Genomic DNA, 14,429 nt, shown 5'->3' with positions numbered 1-14,429 from the left:
CCATGACCGCGAGCCGCCTGCGCCGGTCGATCGCGACGGTGTGTGTCTCCGGGACGCTGGACGACAAGATCGCCGCGGCCGCCGCGGCCGGCTTCGACGGCATCGAGCTGTTCGAGAACGACCTGGTGGTGGCCCCCTGGTCGCCGGCCGAGGTGCGGGCCCGGTGCGCCGACCTCGGGCTGGGCATCGAGCTGTACCAGCCGCTGCGCGACTTCGAGGCGGTCCCGGCGCCGCTGCTGGCGGTCAACCTGGCCCGCGCGGAGCACAAGTTCGACGTCATGGCCGAGCTGGGCGCCGACACCGTCCTGGTCTGCTCGTCGGTCTCCCCGGCCGCGATGGACGACGACGCTCTCGCCGCCGAGCAGCTCGCCGGGCTGGCCGACCGGGCCCAGGCCCGGGGGATGCGCATCGCCTACGAGGCGCTGGCCTGGGGCCGGCACGTGTCCACCTGGGACCACTCGTGGCGGATCGTGCGGCAGGCCGACCACCCCGCGCTCGGCCTGTGCCTGGATTCCTTCCACGTGCTGTCGCGGGAGGCCGGCACCGACGACATCGCGCGGATCACACCGGGCAAGATCTTCTTCCTCCAGCTGGCCGACGCGCCGCACCTGCGCATGGACGTCCTGCAGTGGAGCCGGCACCACCGGCTCTTCCCCGGCCAGGGCACGTTCGACCTGACCGGTTTCGTCCAGCGCGTGCTCGCCGCCGGTTACACCGGGCCGCTGTCACTGGAGGTGTTCAACGACGTCTTCCGGCAGGCCGACCCCCGGCGTACGGCCGTCGACGCGATGCGCTCGCTGATCAGCCTGGAGGACAGCCTCCCGGCCCAGCCTCCGGCGATCGAGGTACGCCGGTTGCCGGCCGCGCCGCCGCTGTCCGGGCACGCGTTCAGCGAGTTCACGGTGGACGGCCGGTCCGGGCCGGTGCTGCAGGAGGCGTTGCGGGGGCTCGGCTTCGCCCACACCGGCCAGCACCGCTCCAAGCCGGTCGAGCTGTGGGAGCAGGGCGCGTGCCGGGTCATCCTCAACAGCGCGGTCACCCGCCCGCAGAGCCCGGGCACCGCAGCCCTCAGCGCTTTCGCGCTCACCAGCACCGACCCGCAACGGTCCCGGGCACGCGCCGAGGCCCTCCTCGCCCCGGCGCTGCCCCGGGCCCGGGGAGTGCGGGAGGCCGACCTGGCCGCGGTGGCCGCCCCGGACGGGACCTCGGTGTTCTTCAGCGCCGACGACAACGACTGGCGGGCCGACTTCCTGGCCACCGGGGAGCAGCCCGCCGTGGACGCCGGGTTGCGCGGCGTCGATCATCTCGGGCTGGCCCAGCCCTTCGACCACTTCGACGAGGCCGGGCTGTTCTACCACTCGGTGCTCGGGCTGACCCAGCTGACCACCGAGGAGTACGCGGCCCCGTTCGGGCTCATGCGCTCGCGGGCGTTCAGCACCGCGCACCGGACGATCCGGCTGGCCCTGACCGTGGCCCTGCTGCGCCGCGGCGAGTGGGTGCCGGCCGTGGTGGATCCGCAGCACGTCGCCTTCACCACCGCCGACATCTTCGCCACCGCCGCGGCCGTAGATCGGTTGGGTGGCCCGGCGATGCCGGTGCCGGACAACTACTACGCCGACCTGGTCGCCCGCTTCGCCCTGCCCGCGGACCTCGTCGAGCGGCTGCGCCGCCACGGCATCCTCTACGACCGGGACTCCCGCGGCGGTGAGCTGTTCCACCTGTACACCCCGGTCTACGGCGGGCGGGTCTTCTTCGAGATCCTCCAGCGCCGGGGCGGTCACGACGGCTTCGGCGAAGCCAACGCACCCGTACGGATGGCCGCCCACCGCCACCTGCGGCTGTCGGCGAGCTGATCGGGGTCCTCAGAGTTTCTGCAGCTGGGTCACCACCATGGCCACGGCGAAGAAGCCGTAGAAGCCGATCGCCACCAGCAGCCCGCCCAGCCGCCAGCCCCCGATCCGGACGGCCGCCGGCAGGTCTTTCCGGTTGAGCCGCACGAGCAGCACCGAGTACAGCAGGGTCACCACCGAGGCGGCGCAGGTCGACACGATCAGCAGGCCGAGCGGCTGGGTGAAGCCGGCCAGCAGGATCAGGGAACCCAGGACGATCTCGCCCCAGACGACGGCCAGGTAGAGCCGGGCCTCGGTCCAGCGGGCCGAGCCGGCCAGGTAGTTGCGGCGGACGAAGTCGCTGGCCACCCGGCCGATGACGTCGAGCAGTCCCATCGCGGCGGCCCACAGCGAGACGGCGGCGATCGCGAAGAACAGCAGCTTGAGCCAGCCGCCGACCTCCGTGGCCAGCACGTCACCCTCGATCCGCAGGAACGACGGATCGGACTTGAGGTCGTCGCGGCCGAACAGGGTCTCGTAGGCCAGCAGACTCATGATCGTGATGGTCAGGAAGCAGACCAGCAGGAACGCGAAGAAGTGCTCGATGTTGGCGCGCTTCCACCAGACCCGCCAGCGGGCGAGGTTCTCCTCGTCCTGGGGGAACGTGTACCGGTCGCTGCCGGCGGCCTCCTCCTGGCCGGTGATGGGGGAGATCAGCCGGGGGACGTGCGCGCCCATGCCGTACCGCTTGTCGCGGATCCAGTTGCTGAGCACCAGGTTGTGCACGCCGCCCGCGCCCGCGGCGCCGATGGCGCTGAGCAGCAGGGTGAAGGTGATGCCCTCGGGGATCTGCCCGAAGCCGGTGACGCTCTCCCGCGCGCCCTCGCCCCAGGTGGGCAGGGAGATGACGAAGACCACGACGACGGCGAGGAAGAACAGCGTCAGGCCGACCTTGACGATCTCGACCCGCTCGACGGTCTTGTAGATGACCTTCGACAGCGACAGCAGGACGCCGATGGCGGCCAGCACGCCCACGGTGATCCAGACCGGATCGCCCCCGCCGACCAGATAGGTGAAGACCGTGGACCCGCTGGTGGCCCAGCCCGGCCACACGTACTGGAAGGCGCCGGCCAGGCAGATGATGATGCCCCAGCCCTTCCACCAGCGGGAGAAGCCGGCGACGGCGGTCTGCCCGGTGGCCAGGGTGTAGCGCTCGATCTCCATGTTGATGACGAACTGCACGGCCAGGGTGGCGAAGGCCAGCCAGAGCAGGCCCAGCCCGCCGATCGCGGTGAGGTACGGCCACAGGATGATCTCCCCGGCCGCCATGCCGATGCCGACCGCCACGACGCCCGGGCCGACCATGCGGCGCAACGACATCGGCTCGGGAAGGTTCCGGGTGGTGAGGTGCCCGTCGGGAGGCACGGTTCGGTCTGCTCGTTGCGTCGGTCGGCTCATCGGTCACTCCAACGGTGTGGGGGCGGGCGGGGACGGGTCAGGCGTGGATGTGGCGCCCGCTGCCTTGCAGCAGCCGGTTGAGGTGGGCGAGCATCCGTCCGGTGTCGGGGGTGCACCCGGTGAAGAGCTCGAACGCGGCGGCGGCCTGGAACACGCACATGGCGGCGCCCCCGATGGCGCGCAGGCCCTGGGCCCGGGCGGCGCGCAGCAGTCGCGTCTCCACCGGCAGATAGATGATGTCGGCCACCCACAGGCCCGGGCGCAGGAGCGCCACCGGCAGCGGCAGCCCAGGGCTGGCCTCCATGCCCACCGGGCTCGCGTTGACCAGGCCGTCGGCCGTGGCCAGCACGGCGGGCAGTTCGTCGGGCGCCGCCACCGCGATCCGCTCGACCTCGAAACGCATGCTCAGCGCCTCGGCCAGCAGCCCCCGCTGGTCGGCGTCCGGATCGACCACGGTCAGCTGCTCGACGCCGCCACTGAGCTGGGCGAACGCGCAGGCCGCGCCGGCGCCGCCGGCACCGAGCTGCACCACCCGGCCGACCGCCGCGCCGGGCAGCCCCCGGCGGAAGGACTCGGCGAAGCCGTACGCGTCGGTGTTGTGGCCCAGCCGCCGGCCGCGCCGGAAGACCACCGTGTTGACCGCGCTGATGTCGCGCGCCTGCGGGGAGAGCTCGTCGAGCAGTCCGACGACCCGCTGCTTGAACGGATGGGTGATGTTGACCCCGGCGAACCCGTCGGCCTGGGCCCGGGTGAGGAGGTGGCCGAGGTCGTCCGGCGTACCGGGCTCGGCGATGTCGATCAGCTCGTACGACAGGTCGAGCCCGTGGTGCCGACCCTCGGTCTCGTGCAGCGACGGTGACAGCGAGGCGCCGATGCCCGCACCGATGAGGCCGTACCGGCAAGGTTTCATGGGCGTGAAGCTCCCGTCGTGGCTGGGACGCCGATCAACGGCAATCGATGTACGAACTGGTACGTTAGTAAGCGACGAGGTTGCGGGCCTGTCAAGGGAGCTGCGATGGAACGTGCCGCTGAGCGGAACATCCCGGACGTGGCCGTGGCCCGGGTCTCGGCGGTGCTCGGCGCGTTCGGCCCGGAGCACCGCGAACTGCGGCTCAGCGAGATCAGCCGGCGGTCCGGCCTGCCCAAGTCGACGACCTCCCGGCTGGTGACCGAGTTGGTGACGTACGGCTTCCTGGAACGCAGCGGCGCCCACCTGCACCTGGGCCTGCGACTGGCCGAGCTCGGCCGGCTCACCGTGCGCCGGCGGGACCTGCGCGCGGTCGCGTTGCCGTACCTGGTGGACCTGCGGGAGGCGACGCGGCAGTCGGTGCAGCTGGCGGTGCTGGACGGGGCTGACGTCGTACACCTCGAGATCTTGCGGGGCCGGGACGGCCCGGTGCCGCCGCCGTCCGGTGGCCGGTTGCCGGCGCACGCATGTGCGCCCGGCAAGGCGCTGCTGGCGTGCGCCGACGAGGCGGCCGTCGACCTGGTCTGTGCCCGCCCGCTGGCGGCGCTCGGGCCGCGCACGGTGCTGACCCCGGCGACCCTGCGCCGGCAGCTGAGCCTGGTACGCGAGTCGGGCCTGGCCTACGAGAGCGAGGAGTCCGGCCCGGGAGTCGGCGGCGTCGCCTGCGCGATCCTGCACGCCGACGGGCGCCCGGTGGCGGCGGTCGCGGTGTCGGGCTGGTCGGGCCGGCTCAACCCGCGCGCGATCGGCCCGGCCGTCCGTACGGTGGCCCTGGCCGTCGGCCGCGAATTCTGCCCGTCGACGAGCGTCCACTGCCGCCAGTGCCGCTGATCGGTGCGGTACGGTGCCGCCATGGCCCTGACCGCCGACGACCGGTTCGCCATCACCGACCTGATCAACCTGCACGGTCACCTGGTCGACCGCGGCGACTTCGCCGGCCTGGCCGCCGTGTTCACCGACGACGCCGCCTACGACGTGACCGCCCTGGGCGGCGGCGTGCTGGTCGGCTGGGCGGCAACCCGCGAGGCCGCCCTGGCCCTGGGCGACGGCAACCCGGTCGCGCACCACGTGACCAACATCGTGCTGCACGAGGCGAGCGACGGGACCGTCCACGCCATGTCCAAAGGACTCGGCATCATGGCGGACGGATCAGCGGGCAGCGTCACCTACGACGACACCGTCGAACGCACGGCCGCCGGCTGGCGCATCACCCACCGGGTGGTCCGGCCCCGCCACAAGCCCCTGCAGCCCTGACGTCGACAGATCCGCTACCGGCCCAGCAGTCGCAGCAGACGGCATGCCTGGCGGTCGGCCACATCTGCCGGGCGACGCCGGTCGGATTCGCTTCCGGGCAGCAGTCGCCGAAGCCAGAACATCGCCCACAGCCGCCGAGCCGCCAGAAACCGCCGCTCGTCGACGGGGATCCTCGCCAGTAACGGTCCACAATCGGTGTCACGCCAGGACAGGTGCTCCACCAGGATCGCCAGCTCCGTCGCGGGATCGGAGAGGCCGGCATCCTCGAAGTCCACGACGCGGATCCGGCTTCCGTCCCAGAGATAGTTGTCCCGGTTGGGGTCGCGGTGACCGAGCACCATCGTCCGGGGTGGCCGCGACAGCAACTCCGGGTCCGGGCCATGCCACCACGCCGTCGCCGCGTCGTACGCGGTCGCCGTGAGGCCGGCGGCGGGGCGGGGCCCAGCTGTCAGCCGCCGCCCGAAGTCAAGGTCAGACGACCAGGGCGTGACGCCCACGATGCCGGCACCAGGCACTCTCCAGAGCGCTGTGATCGCCGCGGCGAGTGCGGCGCCCTGGCTCCGGGTGAGGTCCCCCGTCGGAGGACCTCCCGGAATGACGGCCATGGTGATCGACGGCGGCACGGTTTCCAGGTCGGCGGCTATCGGCCGCGGTACCAGGCGCGGGAGGTGGTGATGCACCCGCCGCAACACCGACCACTCGCGCACATGCTCGCCGCGCTCCCACGAGGTGTAGCGCTTCACGAGCCGGCGGCCGGTGTACACCAGCTCATGGGTGTGAGCCATCGCCGGCAGCATACGGCCGGCGCACGGTTAATCGCTTGGCGTCTGTGACCGGGGCCGTTAGCTTGCCGCCATGTCCCTTCGCAGTGAGCAGGCGCGTGACCATGCCGCCGTGTCCGTCGTCCATCGCCGGGGGTTCGGCGGTGAGCACGGGGACACGGTCGCCCGGCTGGTCGACGCCCTCCGGCGTGACGACCCCTCCGCACTCTCCCTGGTGGCCGAAGAGGCCGGCGAGGTCGTCGGGCACGTCATGGTCAGCCGGGCCTGGGTCGACGCCCCGCGCCGGCTGGTCGATGTGCGGACGTTGAGCCCGCTCGCGGTCATGCCGGAGTGGCAGCGCCGCGGGATCGGCTCGGCCCTTGTCCGCGCTGCGCTGCGGGATCTCGACGAGCGTGGCGTTCCCCTGGTCTTCCTGGAGGGCGACCCGCGGTACTACTCCCGTCTCGGGTTCGTCCCCGCTGGGGAGCTCGGCTTCGTCAAGCCCTCGCCGCGCGTCCCTGACGCCGGTTTCCAGGTCGCGCGGTTGTCCGCCCACGAACCCTGGATGACCGGCACGTTCGTCTACCCGTCCACTTTCTGGGAGTACGACTGCGTCGGCCTGCGCGACGGGCAGCCGGCCACGTCAGAGCTTCGGTAGCCGCTCACGCGCTTCGGTCAGCCGGGCGACGAGATCCGGGACGGCCCGCGCCCGCTCACGGAAGTCCGGGGTCGCCAGGCGTTCGTCGATCGCCGCCATGGCCGCGCGCGGCACCGGGAAACGGGCGCGTCCCAGCGCGATCAGCAGGCGCAGGCAGTCCTCCGGTGACATCTGGCCGACCAGCGCCATCGCGCCGGTCACGACGTCGAGGATCGGGTCCTGGCGCTCGCCGGTGAGCGGCTCGGGATCCGCCGGCAGGCACTCCAGCAGCACCAGCAGATGCGCGGTGTGGTCGTACCACCGGCTCGACCGGATCTGCCGGGCCAGGCGCACCACGTCGGCGTACGGCAGCCGGTCTGCGTCGGCGGCGAGGCAGCGCAGCACCATGCGCACGGCGAGACCCGGCGCGTCGGCCGGGGCGTCGGCCGGCCCCCAGGCCGCTCCCGCCAGCGCGAAGACAACCCGGTCGTAGGCGGTCAGCAGGCGGTCAGGTTCGTCGCCCAGGGCCGAGGCCACCCAGAGCCGGACGAGCATGCGGGCGAAGGACTCCGCGTCGTCGCGCCCGTGCAGCGAAAAGGTCGTCACCGCCTCCGGCAGCCGGTCGATCAGCGGCTCGAGGGCGTGGCGCAGGGTGTCATCGCTGAGCGCGCTGCTCAGCTGCATCGACGTCAATGCCGGTCCCAGCGGGAAGTAGTCACTGAAGCCGCTGCCGGGGTCCGAGTCGCGGAAGTCCCAGTCCGGGCCGAAACCGTGGGACCAGAACGGGTCGACGGGATCGACACCGGCCCCGGGCGCGTGCTCGAGGATCAGGTCGCGGCGCCCGTCGGCGGCCCAGCCCCGGGTGACCGCCAGCGGCTCCCGCGCGTCGAGGAACATGCTCCCGGGCACGGCCGCCCGCCACTGCAGAGCCGTGTCGCGCAACCAGCCGGCCGGATCCTTGGCCGCCCGGAACAACTCCGACGCGCGCAGAGATCCACCGCAGGCCAGGGTGAGCAGCATCAGGTTGAACGAGTACGTCGCCATCCAGTGGTCGATGCGCTTGTCGACCGGCTGATACGCCCGCGCGACGTACTGCGGCCGGGTGACCGCCGTGCGGAGCCGCTCCACCAGCCACTCCCGGATCTCCGCCGTGTCGGGGCCACGCAGCAGAGCGGTGACGAACGGCAGCACCGTGGTACGGGCACACAGCGGGGTGAAGCCCAGCAGCGACTGCAGCAGGTCGTCCTCCTCGCCCCGGCCGAGCAGCAGGGTACGGGCCCGGGCCCGCGCGACGGCATCCCGCAACGCCTGCACGACCAGCCGGGCCACGAGGTATTCGCCGAACGTGGCATGCAGGAACTCGTACGTCTGCCGGGTCCGGTCGTCCTGGTGGGCCTGGGCCCGCTGGATGAAGAAGAACCGCCCGACCATCTCCTGCCCGGCCGTGATCGGCGCCCGGAACCCGTCGCTGCCCGCCGTCCGCGACGCCCGCAGGCCCAGCCCGGCCAGGTCCGCGTCGAGCTCCTCGGTGGTGGCCCAGAGCCGCAGCCGGTGGAACATCGCGAAGGCGACGACGGACAGTCGCAGCAGCTCGGCCTCGATCAGCTCGGGCATGGCCGGCTCCGGGCGGCCGGCGTGCACCCGGCGTACCTCCCGGTCGGCGAACTCGCTGAGCAGCCGCTCGTAGAGCTGGCCGATGTCGAAGGTCTCGTCGTCGCTCTGCAGGGCGTTGCCCGTGGCGTCGTAGAGCGCCAGCATCAACAGCAGCAACGGTTGCTCGGCCAGGTCGGGGAAGCGCCGCAGCACCGCCACCGACAGCGGGCGCCGGCCGGCCGCGGCCAGCCGTCCGGCGTTCGTGCCGTTCCAGACCTCCAGCCACCGTTCGAGCTGCTCGTCGGCGAACGGCTCCAGCCGGACGACCAGGCCCCCGGCCGGCAACCGGGCCCGGTCGGCGACCGCCTCGCGGGTGGTCACCAGCACCGCCACCGGCCGGCCGAGCACCGCCTCGCGCTGCTGGAACGCCGCCACCCGCTGCAGGTAGTCGGACTGGTGGATGCCGGTGGCCTGGAGCAGCTCGTCGAAGCCGTCGAGCAGGATGACCGGCATCGCCCCGCCGGCCGCCCGGGCCAGGTCCGCCCAGGCCACGGTCTCGCCGACGGTGTCGCGCAGCGCCTGCTCCACCTGGTCCTGGATCTCCGCCTCGGCGCGTACGTCGCGCAGGGCGACCCGGACGACCAGGAAGTCCGCGGCCGGCAGCCGGGCGGCCAGGATCCGGGTCAGCGAGGACTTGCCGGCGCCGGGCTGGCCCAGCAGCAGCATCGGGACGTCGGCCGCCTGCGGGGTGGTCACATAGGTGGCCAGGAAACCGGCCAGGTCGCCGCGCGGCGCCGCCTGCCACCAGTCCTGCTCGGCCGGCCGGGACCCGACGCCGGCCACCTGGACCCGGAAGCGCGGATCGACGTAGGCCGCGCCGAGGACGGGCATGATCAGGTCGCCGGCGTCGCCGCCGAGGATGGGACGGTTCAGCTCCGCCCGGTACGCGGCGGCCAGGGCGGCCCGTACCTGTACCGGGTCGCGGCCGGACGTGGCCCGCAGCAGCGCCTCCTCCAGCGCCTGCAGGCCGCGCGCCGACGCCCGGTCCTCCAGCCGGCGCATCCAGATCGCGAACTCGGGCAGCTCGGCGGACAGCCGCCGGGCCGCCTGCTCGTAGTGCTCGACGGCCCGGTCCGGCAGCACGGTGTGCAGCAGAGAGTCGACCAGACGCTGGGTGCGCACGTCGGAGCTGTCCCAGACGTCGAGGCCGCTCAGGTGGGCGACGGTCCGCACCGCCAGCGCGCCGAACCATTGCCGCAGGTCGCCCAGCAGCTCGTCGTAGCCTCGGTCCGGTGACGGCACCGGAATGGGCGCGGCGAGCAGCCGGCCGGGCCAGTCACCGGCCACCTCGGTCGCGGCGGCCAGCGTCAGCTGCTCGTCGCGGGTGAAGCCGGGCGAGGCCATGCCGGCCGTGCCGAGGCAGTCGTCCAGGGCTTCGAAGTACGCGGTCACCACCAGGACCCCGTGCGCTGCCTGCAGCCGCATGCTGCGGTCGTAGCGGCTCAGTCCGCGTACCGTATCGGTCAGCTTGCCGGCCACCAGGTGGCCGAGCCGGATCGCCTCGGCCTTGGCGTCGAACAGGCTGAGCGCGACCTCGCTGCCGCCGGCCGTGGCCAGGCTGAGCGCCCCGCCGAGCAGGTTGTCCGCGACCGTGACCAGCGGGCTCGACCCGCCCAGCAGTTTGACCGCGCCGGCGTACGTCAGACCCTGCGGCATCCGAACACTATGGACCATCGCGCAGGGCGGCAGCCAGTTCCCGTCGTGAGCCGAGGCCGAGCTTGCCGAAGACCTTGCGCAGGTGCCACTCGACGGTACGCGGGCTCAGGAACAGGACGGTGCCGATCTCCGGGTTGGTGCGTCCGGCCGCGGCCAGGCGGGCGATCTGAGCCTCCTGCGCGGTCAGCTCGGCGCGGGCGCCGGGGGCACGTTTGCGGACGGTCTCGCCGGTGGCGACCAGTTCGCGCCCGGCCCGGTCGGTGAAGCCGTCCGCGCCCATCGCGGTGAACGCCTCGTGGGCCAGGCGCAACTCGGCGCGGGCGTCGGTGCGCCTGTTCTCCCGGCGCAGCCATTCGCCGTAGAGCAGGCGGGCCCGGGCCACCTGCACGTCCTGCCGGGTGGTGGCGGTCAGGCGGGCGATCGCCTCGCGGTAGCAGTCCTCGGCCCTGGTCGCCGGTCCGGTCAGCGCGTCGGCGACGGCCTGGGCACCGAGTGCCCAGTCCGTACCGGCGGCGCTGGTCCGTTCCGCGAGACGCTCGCGTGCTTCCGCGGCGACCGCGGGCTCCCCGGCGCGGGTCGCGGACTCGACCAGCTCGGCCAGGGCCCAGGCGTACACGCCGGGATCCTCGTACGCGACCACCTGGCGGGCGGCCCGCGTCGCGTCCTGATACCGGCCCAGCCCGTTGCCCAGCACCGCTTCGGCCAGACCGGCCAGGCCGTGCAGGGCCCCCTCACCGCGCGCGTCGGCGTCCCGGGCAGTGGCGTTGATCAGTTCCCGAGCGGGGTCCTCGTGGCCGCGGTAGGCCGCCAGGGTGAGCGCGGCCGACGGCGGCGTGGGCAGCCCGGTGGCCTGACCGATGGCGGCGGCCTCGTCGAGCGCGTCCGACGCGTCGGTGAACCGGCCCGCCGGCAGCAGCGCGCCGGCCCGGAAGACCAGTGCGGTGGGCAGCAGCGACATGGCGCCGGTGGCGTGGGCGACGCGGACCGCCTGCTCGGTGAGCCGGTGCCAGGCCGCGTCGTCCCAGAGCAGCTGCGCGACCGGTACGGCCAGCCACAGCAGACTGAGGTCCTCGTCAGCGGTCAGCGTCCCCAGGGCCCGGCGCAATTCCGGTACGGCAGCCGCGTACCCGTCCAAGGCCCACGTCGTGAGCCCGGTCAGGAGCAGCCCGGCGGCGTCCGTACCGGCCGGCACCGCACGGGCGGCCTCGGCCGCGTGGCGCAGATCGTCGCCGCCGAGTCGTCCCGCGTGCACGGCCGCGCCCAGCGCCGACAGGTACGTCTCCCGAGCCGCGGCCAGGTCGAGCTCCTCGAGGCGGCGGGCGGCGGCCAGCAGCGGTGGCCCGGCCGCCCGTCCGTGGTTGAGGGCGAACGCGACCTGGGCCCGCAACCGCTCCACCCGGGCCCGCTGCAGCGGGCCGAGCGGACCCAGCTCGGCGGCGGCCAGCAGGCCGGGCACCCGGGCCGGAGCCCCGGCTTCGAACCGGGCCTGGGCGGCGGCGAGCGCCCGGGCGGCGCGGGGCTTCGGGTCGGGGCTCAGCTCCGCCGCGCGTTCGAGGAACGTCGCCGCCGCGGACCGGCCGCCGCGGGACAGGGCCCGGTCGGCGGACCGTTCCAGCTCGCCGGCGACCTGCTCGTCCGGTCCCACGGCGGCATGGGCCCGGTGCCAGGCCCGGCGGTCGGGCTCCTGCGCCGGGTCGGTCACCTCGGCCAGGGCCCGGTGCACGTCCCGCAGTTCGGCGGCGTCGGCGGACCGCCAGCAGGCCGCGCGCACCAGCGGATGCCGGAAACGCGTACGGGCGGTGAACTCGACCAGTCCGGCGGCCTCGGCCGGGGCCGCGGCCTCCGGTCCGACGCCCAGCCGCTTGAGGGCACGCCACAGCAGCGTCACGTCGCCGACCGGCTCGACAGCGGCGGTGAGCAGCAGCCGGCGGGTGTCCGGCGGCAACGCCGCGATGCGCCGCTGGAAGCCTTCCTCCACCCGGTTCGGCAACGGCATCGCCGTCTGCGCGCCGAACCCGAACGCCAGCTCGGCCGGGGTGAGATCGCGGGGCAGTTCGAGCAGGGCGAGCGGGTTGCCCCGTGTCTCAGCGACGATCCGCTCCCGGACCCGGGCGTCGACCGGGCCGGGCAGCACCGAGTCCAGCAGGTCGTGGGCGTCCGCGTCGGGCAGCCCGGTGACCCTGAGCTCGGGCAGGCCGGGAAGCAGCTGCTCGTCGCCGGGACTGCGGGCGGAGAAGACCAGGGCGACGGACTCGGCCTCCAGCCGGCGGGCGACGAACGTGAGCACCACCTCGGACATCCGGTCCAGCCACTGCACGTCGTCCACCACGCAGACCAGCGGCTGCTCGGCGGCGGCCTCGGCGAACAGTCCCAGCACGGCCAGCCCGACGAGCAGGGCCTGCGGCGGGCTGCCGGAGCTGAGCCCGAAGGCGGTGGCCAGCGCGGCCCGCTGCGGCTCGGCGAGCCGGTCGAGATGCTCCAGCAGGGGTGCGCACAGCTGCTGGAGCGCCGAGTAGGCGATCTCCGACTCGGGTTCGACCCCGGCGGCGCGGACGACCCGGCCACCGGGGGAGTGTCCGCACAGGTAGTCCAGCAGTGCGGTCTTCCCGGCCCCGGCCTCCCCGCGCAGCACCAGCACCCGGCTGTGCCCGGCCCGGACGTCGCGCAGCAGTCCGTCGAGCAGGGTCAGCTCGTGTCGGCGCCCCCGGAGCGCGGGGCTCTCAGCGTTCCTCGGCACGTTGTCCTCCCGGCCGGAGGCTACACCGGGCCGGATCACCAGCCGGCCCGCGACGTGCGGCGCCACCCGGACGGACAAGAAGAATGGATTCTTTCCCAGCGGCTGTCGCCCGCCGGCTCTCCGTCCGGCGTCTATGGGGACAGCGGTGCGACCAGGAATGGATACGCCGCGGGACAGCGGTCGCGGACTACGCGCGACCGCTGATCGTCATGCCCAATCACGGGGATCGAGTGCTTACGTGGAAACCGTTGTTGCCGATCGGGCCGGGTCGCGCCCGTCGAGGTCCCGCACCCGGCGGGGCCTGGTCGAGGGGGCCTGGGTGCTGCTCGTCGTCGTGCTCGCCGGTCTGCTCTTCCTCGCGCGCTACGAGGATCCGAGGCGCGTCGCCTCCGGGGACAGCTACTGGTACATGCGCCAGGCGTTGATCTTCACCGGGACGGACCCCGAGGTCGCCGGCCTCGAGGCGGGCCGGCAGGTGTGCCGGGATCTCAACCGCGCGTCGCGGGCGCGCGGCGAGAAGCCCACCTGCGAGCTCTACGTGACCACCCGCATCTCACCCCGGTACGCCGCGATCTTCGACAGCCGGCCCGGTTATCCGCTGTTCGCCGCGCCATTCGTCGCGACGCTGGGACTGTGGACCGGCATGATGACGGCGACGCTGGTGTTGGCGCTGCTCGCGGCCGTGCTGGCGTATCTGGCCGTCTGGCTGGCCAGCGGTCTACGGCCGGCTGGGGTGCTGGCCGCGACCGTTCTTTTCGCCCTGCCGACGGGTTTCGCCATGACCCGCATGCTGACCGAGAGCGGCGTGGTCGCCGGATATCTCGCGGCGCTGCTCGGAGCCACCTTGGTGGTGCGGGGACGCCGGGCCGGACTGGTCCTCGTGGTCGCGGCGCTGGCCTGGCTGCTCGCGGTCCGCTCGGCCAGCGGAATGGCGATGGCCCTGGCCCTGCTCGCCGCCGGTGCCCTCACGGCCCTCGGCCGGCGGCAGCGGCGGGCCGGGGCGCTGCTCGGCGCGACCGGGCTGCTGACCGCGCTGGCCTGGCAGCTGCTCAGCCGGACGCTGCACCTGCCCGGCCTGAACGACACGATCCAGGACTTCGCGACCCGCCATTTCCGGGCCGGCCCCGACGTGGCCGACCCGATCGGCTGGCTGATCAGGCGCAACCTCTTCTTCTGGCCGGACCGGCTGGTCCTGGAGCTGGCCGTGCCGGGCACCCTGGTCGCCGTCCTGTTCGCGGTCGTCGTGCTGGTGCTGCGGATGCGGGCGGTCGCCGCACTGTGGATCTTCACCGGGCTGACCGGGGTGATGATGGTCCTGGCCCACCCGGTCAACTCCGAGTACCCGCGGCTGATGGCACCGATCTGGCTGCCGGTCGCCTGCGCCTTCGGCTATGCGGCGGCCCTCGCGGTCGGGCCCCGCCGCGAGCTGTTGGCCGCGCCGGAGCCCGCCGGGGTGCCGTCGGCCGCGCCGCAGCCC

The 14,429-nt window shown here is 73.5% G+C and carries 10 protein-coding genes; 5 read left to right on the top strand and 5 right to left on the bottom strand.

Annotated elements, in window-relative coordinates:
* Window positions 1-2: 2 nt before the first annotated feature.
* Window positions 3-1,853 carry a bifunctional sugar phosphate isomerase/epimerase/4-hydroxyphenylpyruvate dioxygenase family protein gene (locus ACWEOZ_RS41160; protein WP_451916112.1) on the top strand — a complete coding sequence of 617 codons (1,851 nt, stop codon included), beginning with the start codon at window positions 3-5 and terminating at the stop codon, window positions 1,851-1,853.
* A gap of 9 nt (window positions 1,854-1,862) precedes the next feature.
* On the opposite strand, the gene ACWEOZ_RS41155 is transcribed toward ACWEOZ_RS41160, so the two are convergent.
* Together ACWEOZ_RS41155 and ACWEOZ_RS41150 are read right to left on the bottom strand one after the other, a co-directional pair.
* Window positions 1,863-3,254 (bottom strand): Nramp family divalent metal transporter, encoded by a 1,392-nt coding sequence (locus tag ACWEOZ_RS41155; protein WP_451916111.1) that lies wholly within the window; start codon window positions 3,252-3,254, stop codon window positions 1,863-1,865.
* Between the two features lie 70 nt (window positions 3,255-3,324).
* Entirely contained in the window at window positions 3,325-4,197 is an 873-nt protein-coding gene (locus ACWEOZ_RS41150; protein ID WP_451916110.1) for a shikimate dehydrogenase, read from the bottom strand.
* Between the two features lie 105 nt (window positions 4,198-4,302).
* On the opposite strand from ACWEOZ_RS41150, the gene ACWEOZ_RS41145 reads away from it, so the two are divergent.
* Window positions 4,303-5,085, top strand: a complete 783-nt coding sequence (locus tag ACWEOZ_RS41145; RefSeq protein WP_451916109.1) for an IclR family transcriptional regulator — start codon at window positions 4,303-4,305, stop codon at window positions 5,083-5,085.
* Window positions 5,086-5,106: 21 nt separating this feature from the next.
* Entirely contained in the window at window positions 5,107-5,508 is a 402-nt protein-coding gene (locus ACWEOZ_RS41140; protein WP_451916108.1) for a nuclear transport factor 2 family protein, read from the top strand.
* Between the two features lie 14 nt (window positions 5,509-5,522).
* Here the strand turns inward: ACWEOZ_RS41140 and ACWEOZ_RS41135 are convergent, their stop codons facing one another.
* A complete protein-coding gene (locus tag ACWEOZ_RS41135; protein WP_451916107.1) occupies window positions 5,523-6,305 on the bottom strand; it encodes a phosphotransferase family protein in 783 nt (260 codons plus the stop codon).
* Window positions 6,306-6,363: 58 nt separating this feature from the next.
* On the opposite strand from ACWEOZ_RS41135, the gene ACWEOZ_RS41130 reads away from it, so the two are divergent.
* Window positions 6,364-6,927, top strand: a complete 564-nt coding sequence (locus tag ACWEOZ_RS41130) for a GNAT family N-acetyltransferase (protein WP_451916106.1) — start codon at window positions 6,364-6,366, stop codon at window positions 6,925-6,927.
* Here the strand turns inward: ACWEOZ_RS41130 and ACWEOZ_RS41125 are convergent.
* Window positions 6,913-10,215, bottom strand: coding sequence for an NACHT domain-containing protein (locus ACWEOZ_RS41125; protein ID WP_451916105.1), 3,303 nt, complete (start codon window positions 10,213-10,215; stop codon window positions 6,913-6,915). The two genes, ACWEOZ_RS41130 and ACWEOZ_RS41125, sit on opposite strands and share 15 nt — an antisense overlap.
* 7 nt (window positions 10,216-10,222) lie before the next feature.
* Complete coding sequence (locus ACWEOZ_RS41120) at window positions 10,223-12,952, bottom strand: ATP-binding protein (protein WP_451916104.1); 2,730 nt, start codon at window positions 12,950-12,952, stop codon at window positions 10,223-10,225.
* 238 nt (window positions 12,953-13,190) lie between these two features.
* On the opposite strand from ACWEOZ_RS41120, the gene ACWEOZ_RS41115 reads away from it, so the two are divergent.
* A partial coding sequence (locus tag ACWEOZ_RS41115; RefSeq protein ID WP_451916103.1) for a hypothetical protein occupies window positions 13,191-14,429 on the top strand: 1,239 nt, incomplete at its 3' end.

The organism is Actinoplanes sp. NPDC004185 (genome assembly GCF_053603475.1).
Note: the sequence above shows the minus strand (reverse complement) of the source record. Positions and strands in the feature narration are given on the sequence as shown.